This window comes from Tunicatimonas pelagia, from assembly GCF_030506325.1.
In the GTDB taxonomy this organism is placed as follows: Bacteria; Bacteroidota; Bacteroidia; order Cytophagales; family Cyclobacteriaceae; genus Tunicatimonas; species Tunicatimonas pelagia.
This window is the reverse complement of sequence record NZ_CP120683.1, coordinates 5522501-5543404: the sequence shown is the minus strand read 5'-3', so window position 1 is coordinate 5543404 and position 20904 is coordinate 5522501. Positions and strand designations below refer to the sequence as shown.

Genomic DNA, 20904 nt, shown 5'->3' with positions numbered 1-20904 from the left:
TACCAACACCCACTAAAGCGGAGGATAACATCTTCCGCTTTTTTACTCCAGAAACCAAAGCTTACCAGCCATCGCAACTACGGAAATTACCAAAATCAATAGCACCCACCGATCCCCTTTTTCTACCGACCATCGGCTAGCCACCCAAGCCCCACTAGAATTTCCAACGGCCAATAGACCACCGTACCACCAATTGATCGTTCCCTCCAGAACAAACACCACCAAAGCCGCCGATGTATAGATCAGCACTACCAGCACTTTAGCACTATTGGTTTTAACCAATGAAAAGCGATTGACTGAGGTGAGTACCATAATAATCAAAAAACCTACTCCGGCTTGAATAAAGCCTCCCCAGATGCCGACAAAAAAGAAAAGAGCAATACTGACCACTTGGTGTTTAGTACCCATTCGCTCTAGTAACTCTGCCCCTTCCTTCTGAACAGATTTTTTGATGATGAATGCCACTACTACAATCATAATAATTGCCAGTAGTTTATTGAATAAATCTTCCGGAATATCAACTGCGATTTTTGCTCCGATTACCGCACCCACTAATGCCGACAACCCCAGCCATAAACTAAACGGAAAAGCCGAGACTCCTTTACTTTTAAAACCTAGTACCCCGAAAATATTTTGAGAGAAAATAGCTACTCGGTTAGAAGCATTAGCCACCGCCGGAGGCAGTCCCAGAAAGATTAAGATGGGCAAACTGATGAGTGAACCTCCTCCGGCAACCGTGTTGATAAAGCCCGCAGCAAAACCGGCTCCAACAACCAGCAAAATATCGACAGCCTCCATCAGCCTGGTAGATTAACTACCCGCCCTTGAAGAATCAATCGGTAAAAAAATAGGTGAATTTGGCTAACAAGTAACCAGTAAGGAATAAGTAAAACAATGCAATTCATAGCGGTAGGTTCTTCTCAGGTGCTAAAATAGAAGTTATTTACCTAACCTACTACGAAGCAAAGAGAAACTAAACGCTCTGCACAGCGTTCAACAGTTCGCCTTGTTCGGTATAGTATAGCGTAACAGCACTGCTTTCGTCTTCCATCAGCAGTTCGTACAGAATAACCGAAGAAGATACACTATTATCAATTTGTAGACGACGTATATCTCGCTTGTTCAGTATGCGAGCACGGGTAATTGTCAAATGCTGATAGTCGCCTTCATCTAAGGCGTATAAAATTTGGGGAGGCAACTCCATCTCTACAATGGTGGCAGGTTCATCAGCTGGCTCGCGAATAAACATCTCTTGGTTTTCCTGCATTTCTTCTATCCACATCTCATCTTGCGCCTGGGCAGCACTAAAAGAGATCACACTTAGGGCGATGATAGTTAATAAATTTCTCATAGCTGATAGTTTTTCATCTAAACAGTACAAAGAATCATACCACAGCATATTGAGCATAAATCTCTGATAATGAGTAATTTGAATATATAACTATTCTAATGATTAATTTATTTTGTGGATAGGGTAAACACGTTGGGGAATGATTCCCCACTTTAGGGCGGATTGTCAAGGAAAATTATTGAGAGTAAGCAATTTTGTTACTTGCTCACCCTTTGTTTCAAATGGACTTGACTTTCTGCGTAGGGTCGTAACTTAAAATAGCCAGACCCAGCATGGTAAATACTGAGCCGGGCTATTATAATCACTATAAAGCATTTATACCGCTGCCCTTTTTAGGGTAGGACTACGCCTAAAGAAACTGCGAACATTCTGTTTTGCCCCTCACCGGCTTCAAAGAATTCAGTTAGGCCCCACTCATAACCAATGTCTAACGTAGCAAAGAACAGATCAATACCTATCCCTGCGTTTAGCCCTAGGTTGAACGATCTGAAGTCATCCCGATCTAACCCCAAATCATTATCCTCTACTCCTAACATAAAAGTAGGAACCACTCCCCCATTAAGGCGGACTGCCAGTATTCCGTCGGTTCCGGTAAGGTAAAAGCCTCCGTTCAGTGGAACTTTCAGGCTATTGATGGCTACTACATCGTCAACACGTTCGGCATTAGCATCATTAATAAGTTGAGCACCAATGCTATAGTAGTGGATTCCGGGTTGAAAAAAGAACCAACTCTCTCCATCATCACCAATCCGAAAATCAACTCCCAGATTTACTCCAGTCCGAACTCCGTCTTCTTCCCATTCGGCATTCTCGGTGGTAAGTGAGGAGGCATTCAACCCTATTTTAGGGTTAACCCGCACCTGAGCTACGGTTGTTGACACAGCAATTACGCTAAGTGATACGAAAAATAAAATGTACTTCTTCATAATAAAAAAATTTATAGGTGTAAATAGTTATCAAACACATGGCCTTACTATTTGTTCCTCAATCGGTATTAAACCGTACCTTGTTACTGGTACAATGAACCGTTGAGTACAACTTCGTATATCGAATTTCGTACCCATATTTAGTAAATATGTAAACTTATAACGATACTACACATGGATTTACGATTAGGCGATACTGCCCCTAATTTTCAGGCGCAAACCAGCCAAGGCGAAATTGATTTCTACGATTATTTAGGCGATGGCTGGGGAGTGCTCTTTTCTCATCCGGCGGATTACACTCCGGTTTGCACTACCGAACTAGGCCGTACGGCTCAGCTAAAAGATGAGTTTGCTCAGCGCAATACCAAAGTGCTAGCCATTAGCGTAGATGGACTAGACTCGCACGAGGGGTGGATTAACGATATTAATGAAACCCAAAACACCACAGTTAACTTCCCACTGATTGCTGACCCCGACCGTAAGATTGCCAATCTGTACGGAATGATCCACCCGAATGCTTCTGATAACCTGACGGTTCGCTCGGTATTTATCATCAGCCCCGATAAAAAGATCAAACTGATGCTAACCTACCCGGCTTCTACCGGACGTAACTTTAATGAGATACTTCGAGTAATTGATTCTTTACAATTGACGGCTAACTACAGCGTGGCTACTCCGGCTGATTGGAAAGAAGGCGATGACGTAGTAATTGCCCCCGCTATCTCCGACGATGAAATCCCCGAACGTTTCCCCAAGGGTCACACCAAAGTGAAACCCTATTTACGAACAACTCCGCAACCGAACAAGTAGTAACGGAGACCGAAGAATGAAGGAGGTGTATGTTAAGTAAAAGTTGATTTTTCGGATTCCGGACTGCGGTCTGCGGTCTCCGGCTTTCTCAATAACAATCAGCAACTGAACAATAGATTTGATATGAAACAAGCAACATTTGGTTCGGGCTGCTTCTGGTGTACCGAAGCCGTTTTTCAGGATGTAGCGGGAGTAGAATCGGTAGTCTCCGGTTATACCGGTGGGCACATAAAAAATCCGGCCTATCGGGAAGTATGCAGTGGACGCACCGGGCACGCTGAGGTAGTACAGATTACCTACGACCCGGATGTAGTCTCTTTTGATGAGCTATTAGAAATTTTCTGGAAAACCCATGATCCTACTACGCTCAACCGACAGGGAGCCGACGTAGGCACTCAGTATCGTTCGGCAGTATTTTACCACGATGAAGAGCAGCAGCAATTAGCGGAAGCCTATAAGCATAAGCTCAATGAATCGGGGGCTTTTAACGATCCGGTTGTAACTGAGATTAACCCATTGGAGGTATTTTACCCAGCCGAAGAGTACCATCAGAATTACTACAAGAATAATCCGGAACAAGGCTATTGCTCATTCGTGATTCGTCCGAAAGTAGATAAGTTTAAGCAAGTATTTAGCGAGAAGCTGAAGGCAGTGTAAAGTGTGTGCAATGAGAGCATAGGATATAAAAGCCTATACTATTTAATTTACAGTTTAGCCATAGGACTAATTAGGTCTTCCTCAAAAAGTAGCGTTTAGGTTAGTAGCAAATCCGGAGAGGTTCGTCACGAAAATAGTCGCTGCGATCTACGTAATAGAGATACCTTTAAGTTGTGCTTTTATTTGGTTAATAGAAAAAGCCTGTTTGGCATTTCCGACTCTGCCCCGTACTGACTACTCTTACTGTGATTGGTAGCAAGTGGAAACCCGCTATTTTGTGGGAGCTTCATCAGCGCAAACTAAGGTGGTTTGCTGGGTTGAAAAGAGTCATCCCTGAAATTACGCAAAAGATGCTTACCCAGCAGCTTCGTGGGCTAGAGGCTGACGGTATTGTTCACCGCCAGATATACGCCGAAGTACCACTTCGGGTGAAGTATAGCATTACCAAGTACGGCCAAACGCTTATCCCGATTTTACACGAAATGGTATAATAGGGTCGAGCACACTGAACCAGAAACGCTCCCTCACATGTTGCCTCATCATAAATATAATTTTACAACTTCAAACGTGTGAATCAGAGGGGATAAGATCCCTACGGCAGTTCCATTATGAAATATCAGTATATAGAATACGAAGAAATTCGTTTGTAGCTCTACTGGTAAGGAAGTGAGTGTTACGGGATTCATTGACAAAGTGTTTACTAAAATATCTCCAACTAAAGAGCCTGACAAATAGAACATGCATGGTATGTAATTAGGACAGAAAAGCAGCATAAAGATGCTTTTCTGGTTTTACTTAGGTGGGTTTTATTTATTATTGCGTATGAAGCAGATTCTACAGATACTAACACCGTTGCTTATTTCCTGGCTGCTGTGTTGTTGTACTCCATCCAACGACATTGTGTTTGATGCCCTTTCGTTGGTCAATAAATCTCCTACTGAAGTAGCCGAGATACTAGGCCAGCCCGACACAATATTTCAGCGAACGTTTTTTGGTAAACAGTATTTCATCCAGTACTATAACGAGTACGGGGTGGAGGTAAGGCATTATCAGGGTAAGGTTAGAGGGGTTATTGTTAACGAGCCTTATCCACTAGAATTTAAACCGGAAACCATTACCAAGTTCGGGATAGATTACGTAGAACCGACCAAGTACGATTCTCTATCGACTATTGTGTGGAAAAATATTGAGGGGTTCAAGGTAGTTAACTTTTACTTACGGGGAGTGAAGAAGCCCGATTCTATAGAGCATAGCTACCATATTTATTTTAATATGGATACCGCTTCGGTAGCGCAATAAAAAAGGATGTTACTTTTAGCAACACCCTTCTTCTGTATCTGGCTCTCTAAAACTTTACTCAATCAGATAGGTAAAACTAAGCGAATAATCGCGCCCAACGGTGTAGCTATCAAAAACGTACTCTACATCCCGGTAGGTAATTGTCTCCTCATACGCAGGATTGAGTAAGTTATTCGCACGAGCACGGACACTCCAGCGATCATTCAGTTGCTTTTTAATACTCAGATTTAATTCAGGACGAGGTTGCTCGTAAACAAACGGCAAGGCTGTAGTAAAGTACTGCAAACGTTCACCAAAGACATTGAACACAATGTTTCCTGACCAACCCGTCTCAAAGTTGTTGTAATCCAGATTAGCATTAACAACGTAGGGAGACTGCCCGTACATATCCCGAGTATCTTCAATATCAGGATCAAAGAAGCGGGCGGCACTTAATTCATCAGCTTCCAAGCTTACTTGTGAATAAATGTAAGTAGCATTCACTCCTACTCTGAATGGCTCAAAGAACGGACTAATAAAGCCTAACCCTTTTCTCACCTCCATTTCTAATCCGGCAATTAATCCTTCGTCTACGTTCTCGTACTTATATTCAGCCGTAGTTCCTCCTGCATCGGGGTTAATTGTGTTTTCAATAGGATTGTCGAATCGCTTATAGAATACACTTGCTGCCACATATTCGTTACGGTTCGGATACATTTCCCAGCGGATGTCGTAATTATCAATCAAGGTGCGATCCAGTTCAGAGTTACCAATTTGGTTGAAGTCTCCGTAAAAGGCAAATGTTACCAACGGGGCAAACTCGCGGAAAGTAGGCCTAGCAATCGTTCTCCCGTATGAACCTCGTAAGTTCATATTTTCTCGCAGTTCGTAAGTGAAGTTAAGTGCAGGAAGCAGATCAGTTGTTTCTAAATCACCCGTTACCCCATCAAAAGCTTCTAATGACATATCAGTTTGCTCGAGCCGAACTCCACCTACCAAACGAAGTTTCTCGGTAACTGGAGCATCAAACATAAGATAACCGGCGTAAACCAACTGCTCCGCATCATAATTGTTACCATCCTGGGATACTTCATCAAGCGTGTTTAGTTGCTGTCCCTCACTATTATATCCTAAGTTTTGATCTAAGAACAGATTATCTACATCACCAGAAAAGGTTCTACGGCGTATAAAGTACTCAAACCTACGTTCCCGAAAGGATCGCTCACGCTGCGTATATGCGCCCCCAAACTTAACCTTTGCTTCTCGATCTTCCCATATATTGATAGGAAGTGTGATGTTAAGTCGGCTATCCCAGTTCGTTTCGGTCATGTCCCGAAAGTAGCGACCGGGACGATTGACATTTGACACCACATTAATACTATCATTACCATCAATCTGAACACTACTCTGTAAAAAGCGCAAATCAGGTTCATCCATATACGTATCAGTATAGGATGATTGCCATTCAATATTAAGATTATTTAGCTCAGCGATATTGTGCTCCCCTTTTAGCAACATATTGGTTAACCCCCTTTCGGTCCAGGAAAGAACTCGATTCCTTAGGAGAATCGTAGAGTCAGGGCGTTCCAACAGGCTAAAGCCATCCTGAAAGCGAGCCACATTAGTGCTAGCTTGGTTCCGCATAATATTAAAGCTGATTTTACTATTGGTACTTAGTTTGTACGATAGATTCAATAATCCACCCATACTAACATCGTCAGTAGATGCGGCATCATTGGTGGTAAATAGTAAGCTTCGTTCGAGAGAGGTAGCAGTAGACGGTACTTCGTCATACCGATTAACTTGCCCATCTCCGTAGAAATTATAGTCTCTACTATAGGTTAGTCCCACCACGAAACCTAATGGTCGGTTTAAGAACTCCTTTTGGTTACCCAGCGAAAAACTGAAGCTATGATTAACAGGAGGAGCACTCCGGGTAGGAGTGAATTGATTAGTCTCAAATGCCTGTGAGGCTTCAGTAACATCCCCCTGAGATACACCTGGAGTCGCTGGGGAAGGGAAATTATCAATAGTGTACTGACTTAGTAGTCCGGGAAGCTCCCGAGTACCATCATCAAAACCTAGCCAATCAGTGCCCCCACCTTCGTAAGTTAGATAATCACTATTGAAGGTAGCTTGGTCATTAATACCCATAGAACCCGACACTTGCATAGTGAATCTATCCGGAAAGTCTTTGGTGGTTACATTGACCAATCCTCCGGCAAACTCTCCGGTCAGGTCGGGAGTAAAGGTTTTGTACACGATGATATTATCGATCATGTTACTAGGAAATAAATCTAGCTGAACCGAATTTCGGTTGGGATCTAGTCCGGGAATATCGGCGCCATTGAGTATTGATTTACTGTATCGATCACCCAATCCACGTACATACACGTATTTTCCTCCTTCTACGGTTACCCCAGTTACCCGGCGCACGGCAGCAGCAGCATCACTATCGCCATTACGGGAAAACATATCGGCCGAAATAGCATCCATTACCGCTGGGGATTTCTTCTGAAGAGTGAGTAAGGCTGACTCACTACTGCGGATAATTTCGGCGGTCACTACCACTTCTTCCAGTTCGGCCGTCTCAGAAGCTAATTGTACTTCAAAGGCGTTAACTTCATCAGCCGACACCTCTACTCCTTCAATTGTCTTAGGTTGATAAGAAACATATGATACTTGCACATTATAAGAACCTGGCTCCAGATTGCCAATAGCGGCTTTTCCGTCTAGATCAGTAACACTGCCCTGAGTGGTACCTGCTATTACTACAGTAGCCCCTATTAGAGCCTCTCCTGTTTCGTTGTCAAACACAGAAACCCGAATGGTACCCGTTTGGGCTATGACGTTTGAAAGCGTAGTTAGGAAAAAAAGTAAAAGTACGAGTGTACGCATATTATTCTTTATTTATGTAGGCGACAAACTTATGTATTTTTATACTTAAAAAGTAGGGCAACATTTTGTCACCCTACTTTCGCAATTACTTTCTAAAAATTAAATTTCTAATTACTGGCTAATGACCGCCCACGTTTTAGTCCAGTTAGCAAAATAAGGTTCCGTTGCTGCTGGGTCTACTGCTCCTTTGTATCCAAGATTTTGCACTCCTTCTGGTAGCTCATCATCAGTACCATCATCATCGGAATCGAGATCGGTAACCGCATCAGCTGTAGGTGTAAATTTAGTTGCTCCAGTTCCAAAACCCGGATCAACTACCATGTTAGCTGCCGCCAAAGCTGTTTCCACTTCAGTTTCTAACGCAGCGTCACCTTCATTACTTATTTCAAACAGATCAGCAAAGTTAGCCGCATCAGTCACCCCATTGATGTTGAATAGGATATTACCGCTGATTACAATATCACCCGCGGTGTAGCGATCATAAGAGCTTTCGCCTAAAGTAGTTAAGCGCTCTAAGTCAATAGGTGCATCATGATTGAAGGCGATGCTATTATAAAGGCTTCCACCGTAGTTGTCCCGCATAACAAATGCGTCTGTCAAATTACTACCATCTACGTCATCGTAGAATAAAGTTATGTTCGCCAAATTAGGAGTTGTAAACGGCATAGCGGTCTCATTGGGGCCATCGCCACCATCTAGCTCCATGCCCCTAGGGTCAGTACTTATTATAGTACTTCCGGTGTGCCATACGACTGCCTTTTGGATATTTCCAGTGTAGCCTTCGTCAATATCAATTCCGTCATCACCAGAGTAAGAAACAACGAGATTAGAAACATTTACAGTACCTCCAAAAAGCTCAATGCCGTCATCTAGGTTAGACCATATTTCAACATTATTGATGGTTGTTCCTGAACCTACTCCCCCCAAAGTTAAGCCGTTAATTTCATTGTTTGCACCGATCAAACTTCCGCCATGACGAATAGAAACATAGGTAAATGTACCGGAGTTTTCAGTAGCATCAGTTCCACCATATTGTCCACGCCCCTCTTCTGTAGGGACTCCTTCTACACTTTTTACACCACCAACATCATTATTATTCGTCGGAGCATTACCAAGAATAATGACCCCACCCCATAAGGCATTAGCATCGTCAGGAACGGAACCGTTCAGGTCATCAGCTTCACCGGTGAATATAATCGGATCGGCAGCTGTACCCGTCGCGTTTATGGTTCCGCCTGCAGCGACAATTAATGCACTAGCCCGTGCTGCTTGTCCAGGCCGTCCTTTAATAATAGTTCCCGCTTCAATGTTAAGGGTTTGTCCGTCGTTAACGAAGATAAAACCGTCTAGAATATAGGTGTTATCAGCCGTCCAATTTGTTTCAGCCGCTCCTAACCCATCCGGGGAAGCAACTACCCGAACCACGTTTGGCTCACCGGGGTCTACCGCTGGGGCTTCTACATTAATGACTGAATCAATTACATGAATTACTCCATTATCAGCAATAATTTGTTCACCTATCACCTGAGCTCCATTAGCAAATACGTTATCTCCTTCAACAGTAATTGTAATTGTTGATGCAGCGTTTAACGTAGGATAATCTTGAGCTGCAATGAGGTCGGCTGGAAGAGAATCTGCTACCACATGAGCTTGCAAAACACCGGCAAGAGCATTAGCTCCGCCTAATGCAGCAACGACCGCAGTAAGATCAGCAACATCTAGATTAGCAATCAAAGAATCAAACGCCTCATTATTCGGAGCGAATATAGTAAAAGGGCCATCACCAGCTAGATCGTCGTCTAGCCCCGCCGCAACTACGGCTGTTTCTAGGGAACTTAGATCTTCTAGAGCGACTACTGTATCAACTACTGTCGTTACGTCAGGAGCAGTACCCTCTGTAACCTCAAAAGTAGAAGCTGCTGAGGTTTCGCCACCAGCTGTTACAGTAACATTTACATCACCTGCTGAGAGTCCAGCAGGAACAGTAGTAGTAATAGAAGTAGCCGTAGAGCCACTAGCTACGGTAGCTGAAGTAGTACCGAAGCTCACTGAAGGCGAATCGCCAAAGTTGGTTCCTGCGATAGTTACTGAAGTACCTACCGGGCCACTACTAGGGGTAATTGACGCAATGGTAGGGGTAAGAGGCGCAGGATCGCCGTTGTCGTCATCCTTACAAGAGACAAATACAATCGCAAAAAATCCCAGCATGGCTAGGAGCGAGAAAGATAATTTCTTCATACGTGAAAGTCTTAAAGATTAGATTAATTAAACAGTTTCGTAGTAGATTTATGAATTACCCTGCAAAAGTGACTATTGTATATTAATCTGTGAAGAACCTAATGTTAATTAATTGTTAACAAAGTTACATTAAGGTTATCAAATTGTTAAGAATGTAGATTACTACCAATGTTAGCAACTATTCTGATAGGCTGCTCGTTAGCGATGCCTGAATCTAAAAATGGTTCAATTGCTAAATTGTTATTGTTTTAGGAAACCGGAGACTGGAATCCGAAGTCCGTAATTAAATAGACGGACGCACAGTAGGCACGAGCACTAATCATTACTCATTCATCACTGATTGATCGGTACCTTCTGAAGAATGGTTTTGATAATATCGCTGGTGTTTACTCCGTCGGCTTCGGCTTCATAATTCAGTAGAATTCGGTGATTAAACACATCATTGGCCACTTCTTTAATATCTTCGGGTAGCACGTAGTCGCGCTGATCGAAGAAAGCGATAGCTTTAGCCGCAATATTTAGATTGATACTGGCCCGAGGCGATACCCCAAACTGTATGTAGTTGGCAATGTCAGCCATGTTGTAGGCTTCGGGGTTGCGGGTAGCAAACACCAGTTCTATAATATATTTTTCTAAAGACTCTGATATGCTTACGGCATTGATTTCGTTTCTTATGGAAAAAATGTCGTCTTTCGTTAGGATTGAGCTTACTTCCCCACTGAACGAGAGATTAGCCATACGGCGCATCACTTCTAGTTCGTTTTCCTTGGTAGGATAGTCTACGTACACCTTCATCATAAAGCGGTCTACCTGAGCTTCGGGCAACGGATAGGTACCTTCTTGGTCTACCGGGTTTTGGGTAGCCAACACCAAAAAGGGTCGGTCTAACGGATAGGTAGTCTCCCCAATGGTTACTTGCTTCTCTTGCATGGCTTCCAGCAGGGCGGACTGCACTTTGGCAGGAGAGCGGTTCACCTCATCGGCCAAAATTAGGTTGGCAAAGATCGGCCCCTTCTTTACTTCAAAATCAGCGTTCTGCTGGTTGTAGATCATCGTCCCGATTAGGTCTGCCGGAAGCAGATCAGGAGTGAACTGAATTCGCTTGAAGTCTAAATGTAACACTTGCGCTAAGGTATTGACAGTAAGCGTTTTAGCCAATCCGGGAACTCCTTCTAGCAAAATATGCCCGTTGGTAAATAGTCCAATCAAAAGGCGGTTAACCATATACTGCTGCCCGACCACTACTTTACCTACTTCGTGAAAGACCTGCTGAATTTTATCTTGATGCTGCTTCTTTAATGATTCGTCGATTACCTGATCCATATCTATAATTTAATGGCTAAATTGTTGATTGTTAAATTGCTGATTGTTCAATGGCTCGATTGTTATCAGTGCTAAAGGTTGGATTTTAGATAAAGATCTGTCACTTTTTAGTCATCCATTGTCAATCAACAACCGCTCATTGTTCATCGCTAACTACAAATTGTACACTGCTAATTGCTAACTGTTTTAGTCGTTTTCTGCTGACGTGCCGCTACAAGATCAATGGCAAGTACAGCACCCGCTCCTATTATCATAAAGAGTATCGCTTGGCCTAGATACGGAGTTTGTCCGGTAACTTGTTCGTATACCCCAGGTAATACGTTTTCAGTAATGAAAGGTACTTCTTCGCCTTTGCTATTCGTTCGGGTAGAAACTACTTCTTTCCAGGGCCATATCTTATTTAGTGAGCCAATCATAAATCCGGCTAACAGCGCAATAGCCGTGTTATAGTACCGATCTAGCAGCCAAGAAATTAGACGAGCAAAACTAAGCAGTCCTACTACGCAACCAACCCCAAAGACCGCAAGTACTGTTACATTAAACTCATTTAAGGAAGTAACAATGTATTCGTATTTACCTAAAATCAGTAAAATAAAACTACCGGAAATACCGGGCAAGATCATGGCACAAATAGCAATTGACCCTGATAAGAAAATGAACCAGAGATCAGTAGGCGTTTGAGCGGGTGTGATTACCGTAACGGTGTAGGCAATGGCAATTCCACCTAGTCCGGCTATAATCACTCTTCCTTTCCATTGATTAATCTCTTTGGCTACTACATAGGCCGCAATAATCACCAAACCGAAAAAAAACGACCAAAGCTGGATAGGGTACGTATCTAATAAATAATGTATAACCTTCGCCAAGGTTACTAAACTAGTGGCAATACCGCTCAAGAGCACCGCTAAAAAGGTACCATCAACATGTTGCCAAAGGGCTTGCCAGCGAAACTTTAACGCATGTTGTAGTGCATCTTTATCAAAAGAGCTAATGGCATCTAACAACCGCTCGTAAATACCTGTGATAAAGGCCAGTGTCCCCCCGGAAACACCCGGAACTACATCGGCTCCGCCCATTGCCATTCCTTTCAGGAATAGCTGTCCGTACATTTTTAAGTAATTCATCAGGAAGTTTGCTCGTTCTGTCCCAAGAAGTGGGTAAATGTATCTCCTCGCAATCCGAGCCGAATAGTTTCCAGAGGAATGACTTCATTGGGGGCAATATTACCCAAATTTACGTTTGCACCGAGTAGCTTAATGAACCATACCTGCTGCTCTTTTTGAGGAGCTTCCCAGATAATGCGATCAAACGGAATTTTAGTCAAAATCTCTTCTACCAAGCCCGAGCGTACTTCCCCACTCGATCGAAATAGCCCTACATTACCGCCTTCCCGGGCTTCACCAATAACTTTCCAGGCACCGGCATCTAGCTCAGCCTGCATTAACTCAATCCATTTATAGGGAGGCATTATTTTGGCAGCATCTTTAGAGCCTACCTCCGACAGCACTGTTACTTGTTCAGACAGCCGCTGAATATAATCTAGCTTCTGCTCGTGGGGTAGTTCAATTGATCCGTCGGATACTTCGGCAAAAGACAATCCGTACTTATCTAAGATCCGTCGATAATCATCAAACTGATGACGAACGACAAAAGCTTCAAACAAGGTTCCCCCAAAATAAACCGGAATATTTGCCTGATGATAGACGGCTATTTTTTCTTCTAGGTGAGGGGTAACAAACGAAGTGGCCCAACCTAATTTAACCACATCTACATAACCTCCGGCTACACTAATAAAGTCTTCTACCTCGCGCAGACTCAATCCTTTGTCCATGGCCATAGTATAGCCAGACACCCGAGGCTTTCCGGTTCGCTCGGGAATATTCTTAAGCGTATAATTCATCTAGGTTCGGTATTGGTCGATAATCTTAAAGAGTGCTTTCTGTGTTTCTAACTTTGGAAAAAAATCGTACAAGATTTCGTGTTTATCAAAATCCAAAGTTAAGGCATTTTCTAAATAAATAAACGCATCTTTATATTGACCATCCGAAATAAGATAAGCAGTGGCGTAGTAGAGTAGATCAGGGTTATCAGGTAGTTCTTCCAAACCACCCATTGCTACCGAAACCGCCATCTCAAAATTACTATTCTCAAAATACAGGTACGACCAGTCTTGCCATATCTCTAAACAAAGTGGATTGAGCAGCGTAGCCTCCTCGAACGCTTCGCTGCTGGAAGCAATATTACCTAGTTTGCGTTCGGCTTCAGCTAGTATGTACCAGTACAGATAATTTGCATCGTTTAGCCGGAGGGCTTTACGCAGAGCGTAGGTAGCTTCCATCCAGCGCTCTTGCTGATGCAAACACGCCCCGAAGCCAAACCAAGCCTCATCGTATTCTTCGTCGAGCTTGGTTGCCTTAGAGTACATTCGCATAGCCCGATTGTACGACTTCAGCTTCTCGAGGGCAGCCCCCATGCAGCAGTACGTTTCGGCGTTGCCTCCTTCAATATCGTGCGTTTTGCGGTAGGCGTTGTACGCTTTCTTATACTGCTTGAGGTTCATGTAGGTATTCCCCATATTAAAATGGGCAGAACCAAAGGTATCGTCAATTAGAATAGCGTACTCGTAGGCCTGAATGGCCTCATCAAAACGCTCTAGCTTATTGTAAACAATGCCTAAGTTGTACCAAGCCTGTACAGAATAGGGATCTTTGTCAATGAACTGTTGATAATAGGAAAGACTACCTTCCAATTCACCCGTCATATCCAGGCAATAGGCCAGTTCGTACATAGCATCTTCGTGGTGCAGGTTCCACTGAAGGGCTAGCTTGTAGTACTCCGCAGCTTGTCGATAATCAGCCATATGCTGAAATGCCATCCCGATCTGATAGTATATTTCATCTTTCTCTTCACTCAGCTCTACCAATCGCTTAAGCTCTCCCACCGAACCTTGGTAGTTTCCCATCCAGGACAAGATGTTACTTCGCAACATCAGAATATCGTAGTCATTGGGCTGTAAATTGGCTGCCCGATCTAATTCAGCTAAGGCTTCTTCGTAGCGTTCTAAATGGCTTAGGGTTTGTGCCTTGTTGAACAGCAGCTCCGCCGAATAAGGATACTGAGCAATTCCTAGGTTACAGGTTTTTAGTGCTTTTTTATATTTTTCTTCATCCAGATAGTCTTCAATAACATCAACATATATATTTAAATCTAGAAAGTGAGCATCGTTATTTTTAAGTTGGTTCTCAAACCATCGTATTAAATTTTGCCCATCTTCACGATTTCTAAATTGATCGCTCATATTGTTAGAGGTTAAAAATCGTTCGTTACTCCATAGAAAAACTAAGGGTATGTTGCTTACGGATAGGGATAAATATAGAAAATACCCTACGCATGACCAACTATTTGTAAGCTGTTATCTATTGGGGTGATTTTAGATACGTTTTTTCTTCTTTTTTCATTAATTCTTCGCAGCACCACTGAATTGTTTCATTTAGCGGACGAAAGTCCACTTCTAGGGCTTCTCGAACTTTTTGGTTGTTGTAGGTATGACTATTGCGGGCTACTTGCGCCAACTCATCGGTAACTAATGGTTTTTGTTGCGTTATTAGGGTGCGTACCCGATCTAGTTTACTCAGTCCTTTTATAATGGATGCATTAATTTTGATATTGGGTGGGCGCTTCTTAAAGAATTTTGCAATAGTCTCAAATAGTTGCTGATAAGATACACTTCCACCACTCACAATGAATCGCTCACCGGTTAGCTCTTGATTAATAGCTTGCACGGCTACTTCGGCAACATCCCGTACATCTACGTAGTTCACTGTGCCAGTGGTATAGAAACGCTTTTCATCCCAAATATATTTGAATACTTGGGTACTGCTTTTATCTAAATCACCCGGCCCTAGTACTAACGATGGATTTAGCACCACCGCAGGTAACCCTTCGGCTACCGCTCGCCATACTTCTACCTCGGCTAACCATTTGCTACGTGCATAACCCGTGAGGTTATCATCCGGAGTAATTGTATGGGTTTCATCCACCAATGTATCCGTTATTTTCTTTCCCACCGCAGCTACTGAACTCATATGTAAGAAATGAGAGACATTTTGCTTCAAAGCCACATTTACGATGTTAGCTGTCCCTTCCACGTTTATTTTTTGCATCAAGGCTTCATCGCGACTATCGTACGAAATGAAGGCTGCACTGTGTATCACTCCACTTACGCCTTGCATATGCTTTTCCAGATCAACAATATCAAGCAGGTCGCCCTCTACCCACTCAATCTCATCTTGAATATCCTTTACCAAACTCATATCGCTGGTTTTACGCCGCAACGCTCTTAACGAATAACCTGCTTTTAGCATAGCTCGGCAGATAAAACTACCTATTAATCCGGTGGCTCCGGTAACCAAGTGCATAGTATTTAGATTTAAGTATAGTAGATTACTAAGCGGCGACTCATATGTTTCTTCGGTGTTCTACAATTTGATGCTAACCAATCCGTCCTGGAAATAGAATACTAATTTTATATGAAAAAAATTAATTTCCTGAATAAAGATCAGTTTAAACGTTTAGCTGGAATATATCAATTCATTCTTCCCTATAAATGGCAATTCGTGGTGGGTATGGTTGGGTTAGTATTTTCTAGTCTAACACTGCTTAGCTTTCCGCTCATCTCCGGCGAGTTGCTCGACGTAGCATCTGGTAATGAATCATGGTTATCGAATAATCTTAACGTTATTGCGCTCTGCCTACTAGCAGTATTTTTTGTGCAAAGCATATTTTCATTCGTACGAGTCTATTTTTTCGCCAAGGTAAACGAAAATTCTTCGGCCGATATACGGACTGCCCTCTACCAAAAACTTATTACTCTTCCCATAAGCTTCTACGATGAGCATCGCACCGGAGAGTTGATAAGTCGCATTACCTCTGATATTTCTTTACTACAGAACACCTTTTCAGTAACGCTGGCCGAATTTCTTCGACAAATAGCCACGCTGCTTATTGGTACTATTGTTATTGTTTTAATGGCCCCTAGCTTAACCGGATTCATGTTCGCTACTTTTCCCCTTCTCATCGTAGCTGCGATGGTATTCGGACGTTATATCCGCCGACTTACCAAAAAAACGCAAGATCAACTGGCGGAAAGTAGTGTAATTGTAGAAGAAACGTTGCAAGCCATCCGAGCCGTAAAAGCTTTTACTAGCGAATTGCGTGAGATAGCTCGCTACCGAACTTCTATTAACCAGGTAGTAAATACGGCTTTACAAGCCGCTTTGTTCCGAGGCTTATTCGTAGCATTTATTATTTTCGTTTTATTTGGTGGTATCGTAGCGGTGCTTTGGTACGGTGCCACTCTTGTTCAGCAGGGTGCTATTACCGTTGGTAATTTAATCTCTTTTATCATGTACACCACACTTATTGGAGGTTCTATTGCTGGTCTTGGCGACCTGTACGGACAAATTCAAAAAGCGATAGGGGCTTCTGAACGTATATTAGCTATTTTAGATGAGCAATCTGAGTCGGTAAGGTTATCGCGATCTCAAATTTTCAGTCATGCCATTCGGGGTAGTATTCATTTCAACAGTGTTTCTTTCTCTTACCCTTCCCGGCCAGATACTACAGTTTTGAATGATATTTCTTTTTCAGTACAAGCCGGAGAAAAAATTGCGCTTGTGGGCCATAGCGGTGCTGGAAAATCTACATTGGCTCAGTTAATATTGGGGTATTACCCAGTGACTAATGGGACAATTCTCATTGATGACGCTATTATTGGCGATTATAATCTCTCGGCTTTGAGACTGAATATCGGACTGGTTCCTCAAGAAGTGATATTGTTTGGGGGAAGTATTGAAGAAAATATTCGCTACGGGAGAGAGAATGCAACCTTTCGGCAAGTAAAAGAAGCTGCTCTTCAAGCAAATGCTTTGGACTTTATAGATTCCTTTCCTGAAGGATTCTCCACTATTGTGGGCGAAAGAGGCGTTCAGCTATCAGGCGGGCAACGACAAAGAATAGCCATTGCTCGAGCTATTTTAAAAGATCCGTCTATTCTGATTCTGGATGAAGCGACTAGCTCATTAGATGCTGAGTCGGAGCACTTGGTTCAAAGTGCCCTAGAAAATCTTATGCAACACCGAACTACCATTATAATCGCTCATCGCTTAGCTACTATTCGCAAAGTTGATCGTATTTATATGCTAAAAGAAGGGCATATTATTGAACAAGGCACTCACGAAGAGCTGTACGAACTCGATCGAAGTTATCGTAATCTTATTCAGCTACAGATGTTGGATTAAGACACAAAAAAAGCCCTCATCTTTCGGCGAGGGCTTTTTTTGTGGTAATAAGAAAAAGGCGGCGACCTACTCTCCCTCTGGTGAAGTACCATTGGCGCTGCCGGGCTTAACTGCTCTGTTCGGGATGGGAAGAGGTGATCCCCGGCGCTACAGCCACCTTAAAGTTGTACGAACTTCACATTAACTGCTCGGTTCGGGATGGGAAGAGCCGGGATGGCGATCCATTGATCCCCGGCGCTACAGCCACCTTAAGATTTTTCAGGTTGTGGGGTAAGAGGATTGAAGGTGGAAAGGTGCAGTGTAAGTTACTGTTCTTTTTACCACCTAACATCCAATACCCAGTACCTGAGATAGTATTGTTGTGTTATTTAACATGTATATGTAAGAGAATCATCGGTAACGGGGGTGTGTTGAGCAGGAAAGCCGTTCGGGTTATTAGTACGGCTCAGCTGTGCCATTTCTGACTCTATACCTGCCGCCTATCTACGTTGTCGTCTACAACGACCCTCAAGGGAAGCCTCATCTTCAGGCGGGTTTCGCGCTTAGATGCTTTCAGCGCTTATCCCATCCGAACATAGCTACTCGGCACTGCACCTGGCGGCACAACCGATACACCAGCGGTTCGTCCAACTCGGTCCTCTCGTACTAAAGTCAGATCCTGTCAAGCTTCCTACGCCCACCACAGATAGGGACCGAACTGTCTCACGACGTTCTGAACCCAGCTCGCGTGCCACTTTAATGGGCGAACAGCCCAACCCTTGGGACCTTCTCCAGCCCCAGGATGTGACGAGCCGACATCGAGGTGCCAAACCTCCCCGTCGATGTGAGCTCTTGGGGGAGATCAGCCTGTTATCCCCAGAGTACCTTTTATCCTTTGAGCGATGGCCCTTCCATACGGAACCACCGGATCACTATACCCGACTTTCGTCCCTGCTCGGCTTGTTGGCCTCACAGTCAAGCGCCCTTATGCTATTGCACTCCACACACCATTACCAACGGTGTTGAGGGCACCTTGGGAAGCCTCCGTTACCTTTTTGGAGGCGACCACCCCAGTCAAACTACCCACCACCCACTGTTCCCCCGAAAGGGTTAGGCACTAGATAAACGAAGGGCGGTATTTCAAGGGTGACTCCACCATGCCTAGCGACACCGCTTCCTCGTCTCCCGCCTATCCTACACATCGTTTACCCAATGTCAATGGGAAGCTATAGTAAAGGTTCATGGGGTCTTTCCGTCCCGTGGCGGGTAATCGGCATCTTCACCGATACTACAATTTCACCGAGCGCGTGGCCGAGACAGTATCCAGATCGTTGCACCATTCGTGCAGGTCGGAACTTACCCGACAAGGAATTTCGCTACCTTAGGACCGTTATAGTTACGGCCGCCGTTTACTGGGGCTTCGGTTCAATGCGTTGAGGTAAACCTCTAACATCCCCCCTTAACCTTCCAGCACCGGGCAGGTGTCAGGCCTTATACGTCCGCTTTCACGTTTGCAAAGCCCTGTGTTTTTGTTAAACAGTCGCCTGGATCGATTCACTGCGGCTTCTTATCCGAAGATAAGGAAGCGTCCCTTCTCCCGAAGTTACAGGACTATTTTGCCTAGTTCCTTAGCCACGTCTCACTCGAGCACCTTAGTATATTCTACCCGACTACCTGTGTCGGTTTACGGTACGGGTAGCTAGTATCTGATGCTTTGATGGCTTTTCTTGGAAGCAACCTTGCTACTTCGCTTCGCCCGAAGGCTCGGCTCAACGGGCTATTCCGTCTGCCCGTAGCAACCCAGTCGCTCCGTCCCCATCTGGCAATACTAGCTAGTACAGGAATATTAACCTGTTGTCCATTAGCTTCCCCGTTCGGGTACGCCTTAGGACCCGACTAACCCTGATCCGATTAGCGTTGATCAGGAAACCTGAGTCTTTTGGTGGGCGGGTTTCTCACCCGCCTTATCGTTACTTATGCCTACATTTGCTTTTCTAGCTAGTGCACTAAACGTAACCGTTTAGCTTCAACCCCGCTAGAATGCTCCCCTACCACTGTAGTAAACTACAATCCATCGCTTCGGTAATCAACTTGATGCCCGTTTATTATCGATGCCCCGTCGCTCGACCAGTGAGCTGTTACGCACTCTTTAAATGAATAGCTGCTTCCAAGCTAACATCCTGGCTGTCTGGGCAACGAGACCACCTTAGTTCAACTTAGCTGATATTTAGGGACCTTAGCGGATGGTCTGGGTTCTTTCCCTTTCGGACTTGGACCTTAGCACCCAAGCCCTCACTGCCATCGTAATCTAACCGCATTCGGAGTTCATCAGGATTTGGTAGGTTGTGACACCCCCTAGTCCTATTGGTAGCTCTACCTCGGTCAGACATCCGATAACGCTGCTCCTAAAAGCATTTCGGGGAGTACGAGCTATTTCCTGGTTTGATTGGCCTTTCACCCCTACCCACAGTTCATCCAAAGACTTTTCAACGTCTACTGGTTCGGTCCTTCACCCCGTGTTACCGGGGCTTCAACCTGACCATGGGTAGATCACCAGGTTTCGCGTCTACAACGACTGACTAAATCGCCCTATTCAGACTCGCTTTCGCTTCGGTGACGTGCCGTAAGACACTTAACCTTGCCAGCCATCATAACTCGTAGGCTCATTATGCAAAAGGCACGCCGTCACCCCACAAAAGGGCTCCGACCGCTTGTAAGCGTATGGTTTCAGGTTCTATTTCACCCCGGTATTCCCGGTACTTTTCACCTTTCCCTCACGGTACTGGTTCACTATCGGTCTCTCAGGAGTATTTAGCCTTGGCAGATGGTGCTGCCGGATTCAGACGGGATTTCTCCGGGCCCGCCCTACTCAGGATGCTGGCCTGAAAATTAAACTGCCAATACAGGGCTTTCACCTTCTTTGGCCGTACTTTCCAGAACGGTTCTTGTTCGTCGCTTTTCCATTATGCCAGTCCTACAACCCCAACAAGGCCATAACCTCGCTGGTTTGGGCTCTTCCCGCCTCGCTCGCCACTACTACGGGAATCATTACTTATTTTCTCTTCCTCCGGGTACTTAGATGTTTCAGTTCCCCGGGTTTGCCCCCGACTAGTCGGGTAGTTAGCCTTCAACTAACTGGGTTGCC

The 20904-nt window shown here is 44.2% G+C and carries 15 protein-coding genes and 2 rRNA genes (1 of these 17 running past the window's edge); 5 read left to right on the top strand and 12 right to left on the bottom strand.

The window, feature by feature from the left end:
* Positions 1-42: 42 nt before the first annotated feature.
* The 3 genes from P0M28_RS23665 to P0M28_RS23655 form a co-directional block, all read right to left on the bottom strand.
* Complete coding sequence (locus tag P0M28_RS23665) at positions 43-798, bottom strand: sulfite exporter TauE/SafE family protein (protein WP_302205651.1); 756 nt, start codon at positions 796-798, stop codon at positions 43-45.
* A 175-nt stretch (positions 799-973) separates the two neighbouring features.
* Complete coding sequence (locus P0M28_RS23660; protein WP_302205649.1) at positions 974-1351, bottom strand: hypothetical protein; 378 nt, start codon at positions 1349-1351, stop codon at positions 974-976.
* 332 nt (positions 1352-1683) lie between these two features.
* A complete protein-coding gene (locus P0M28_RS23655; protein WP_302205648.1) occupies positions 1684-2277 on the bottom strand; it encodes a porin family protein in 594 nt (197 codons plus the stop codon).
* 174 nt (positions 2278-2451) lie between these two features.
* On the opposite strand from P0M28_RS23655, the gene P0M28_RS23650 reads away from it, so the two are divergent.
* The 4 genes from P0M28_RS23650 (at position 2452) to P0M28_RS23635 (ending at position 5043) form a co-directional block, all read left to right on the top strand.
* Positions 2452-3087, top strand: coding sequence for a peroxiredoxin (locus P0M28_RS23650; RefSeq protein WP_302205646.1), 636 nt, complete (start codon positions 2452-2454; stop codon positions 3085-3087).
* A 123-nt stretch (positions 3088-3210) separates the two neighbouring features.
* Positions 3211-3744 (top strand): peptide-methionine (S)-S-oxide reductase MsrA, encoded by a 534-nt coding sequence (gene msrA, locus P0M28_RS23645; protein WP_302205645.1) that lies wholly within the window; start codon positions 3211-3213, stop codon positions 3742-3744.
* A 245-nt stretch (positions 3745-3989) separates the two neighbouring features.
* Complete coding sequence (locus P0M28_RS23640) at positions 3990-4235, top strand: winged helix-turn-helix transcriptional regulator (protein WP_302205644.1); 246 nt, start codon at positions 3990-3992, stop codon at positions 4233-4235.
* 331 nt (positions 4236-4566) lie between these two features.
* On the top strand, positions 4567-5043 hold the full coding sequence (locus P0M28_RS23635; protein WP_302205642.1) for a hypothetical protein: 477 nt from the start codon (positions 4567-4569) through the stop codon (positions 5041-5043).
* Positions 5044-5097: 54 nt separating this feature from the next.
* On the opposite strand, the gene P0M28_RS23630 is transcribed toward P0M28_RS23635, so the two are convergent.
* From P0M28_RS23630 to P0M28_RS23600, 7 genes are all read right to left on the bottom strand, one after another.
* A complete protein-coding gene (locus tag P0M28_RS23630) occupies positions 5098-7920 on the bottom strand; it encodes a TonB-dependent receptor (protein WP_302205640.1) in 2823 nt (940 codons plus the stop codon).
* A 111-nt stretch (positions 7921-8031) separates the two neighbouring features.
* Positions 8032-10158 carry a beta-helix domain-containing protein gene (locus tag P0M28_RS23625; protein WP_302205639.1) on the bottom strand — a complete coding sequence of 709 codons (2127 nt, stop codon included), beginning with the start codon at positions 10156-10158 and terminating at the stop codon, positions 8032-8034.
* 333 nt (positions 10159-10491) lie between these two features.
* Complete coding sequence (locus tag P0M28_RS23620; RefSeq protein ID WP_302205637.1) at positions 10492-11481, bottom strand: AAA family ATPase; 990 nt, start codon at positions 11479-11481, stop codon at positions 10492-10494.
* Positions 11482-11651: 170 nt separating this feature from the next.
* A complete protein-coding gene (locus P0M28_RS23615) occupies positions 11652-12605 on the bottom strand; it encodes a polyprenyl-phosphate transporter (protein WP_302205635.1) in 954 nt (317 codons plus the stop codon).
* A complete protein-coding gene (locus tag P0M28_RS23610) occupies positions 12605-13381 on the bottom strand; it encodes a phosphosulfolactate synthase (RefSeq protein ID WP_302205633.1) in 777 nt (258 codons plus the stop codon). The genes P0M28_RS23615 and P0M28_RS23610 overlap by 1 nt, the downstream gene beginning before the upstream one ends.
* The gene (locus tag P0M28_RS23605; protein ID WP_302205632.1) at positions 13382-14779 is read right to left on the bottom strand and encodes a tetratricopeptide repeat protein; all 1398 of its coding nucleotides are present in this window, start codon (positions 14777-14779) and stop codon (positions 13382-13384) included.
* Between the two features lie 118 nt (positions 14780-14897).
* Entirely contained in the window at positions 14898-15899 is a 1002-nt protein-coding gene (locus tag P0M28_RS23600; RefSeq protein ID WP_302205631.1) for an NAD-dependent epimerase/dehydratase family protein, read from the bottom strand.
* A gap of 111 nt (positions 15900-16010) precedes the next feature.
* Between P0M28_RS23600 and P0M28_RS23595 the strand changes: the two genes are divergently transcribed.
* Entirely contained in the window at positions 16011-17780 is a 1770-nt protein-coding gene (locus tag P0M28_RS23595) for an ABC transporter ATP-binding protein (RefSeq protein ID WP_302205630.1), read from the top strand.
* A 53-nt stretch (positions 17781-17833) separates the two neighbouring features.
* On the opposite strand, the gene rrf is transcribed toward P0M28_RS23595, so the two are convergent.
* Both rrf and P0M28_RS23585 read right to left on the bottom strand, forming a co-directional pair.
* Positions 17834-17941: ribosomal RNA gene (rrf, locus tag P0M28_RS23590) — 5S ribosomal RNA — on the bottom strand.
* Positions 17942-18194: 253 nt separating this feature from the next.
* Positions 18195-20904 (bottom strand): 23S ribosomal RNA (locus tag P0M28_RS23585); it runs 121 nt beyond the window's last position.

Excerpts from the sequence above, each read along its gene's own strand:
- P0M28_RS23665 (WP_302205651.1), bottom strand. The coding sequence starts at position 798 with ATGGAGGCTGTCGATATTTTGCTGGTTGTTGGAGCCGGTTTTGCTGCG.
- P0M28_RS23660 (WP_302205649.1), bottom strand. The coding sequence starts at position 1,351 with ATGAGAAATTTATTAACTATCATCGCCCTAAGTGTGATCTCTTTTAGT.
- P0M28_RS23655 (WP_302205648.1), bottom strand. The coding sequence starts at position 2,277 with ATGAAGAAGTACATTTTATTTTTCGTATCACTTAGCGTAATTGCTGTG.
- P0M28_RS23650 (WP_302205646.1), top strand. The coding sequence starts at position 2,452 with ATGGATTTACGATTAGGCGATACTGCCCCTAATTTTCAGGCGCAAACC.
- msrA (WP_302205645.1), top strand. The coding sequence starts at position 3,211 with ATGAAACAAGCAACATTTGGTTCGGGCTGCTTCTGGTGTACCGAAGCC.
- P0M28_RS23635 (WP_302205642.1), top strand. The coding sequence starts at position 4,567 with ATGAAGCAGATTCTACAGATACTAACACCGTTGCTTATTTCCTGGCTG.
- P0M28_RS23630 (WP_302205640.1), bottom strand. The coding sequence starts at position 7,920 with ATGCGTACACTCGTACTTTTACTTTTTTTCCTAACTACGCTTTCAAAC.
- P0M28_RS23625 (WP_302205639.1), bottom strand. The coding sequence starts at position 10,158 with ATGAAGAAATTATCTTTCTCGCTCCTAGCCATGCTGGGATTTTTTGCG.
- P0M28_RS23620 (WP_302205637.1), bottom strand. The coding sequence starts at position 11,481 with ATGGATCAGGTAATCGACGAATCATTAAAGAAGCAGCATCAAGATAAA.
- P0M28_RS23615 (WP_302205635.1), bottom strand. The coding sequence starts at position 12,605 with ATGAATTACTTAAAAATGTACGGACAGCTATTCCTGAAAGGAATGGCA.
- P0M28_RS23610 (WP_302205633.1), bottom strand. The coding sequence starts at position 13,381 with ATGAATTATACGCTTAAGAATATTCCCGAGCGAACCGGAAAGCCTCGG.
- P0M28_RS23605 (WP_302205632.1), bottom strand. The coding sequence starts at position 14,779 with ATGAGCGATCAATTTAGAAATCGTGAAGATGGGCAAAATTTAATACGA.
- P0M28_RS23600 (WP_302205631.1), bottom strand. The coding sequence starts at position 15,899 with ATGCACTTGGTTACCGGAGCCACCGGATTAATAGGTAGTTTTATCTGC.
- P0M28_RS23595 (WP_302205630.1), top strand. The coding sequence starts at position 16,011 with ATGAAAAAAATTAATTTCCTGAATAAAGATCAGTTTAAACGTTTAGCT.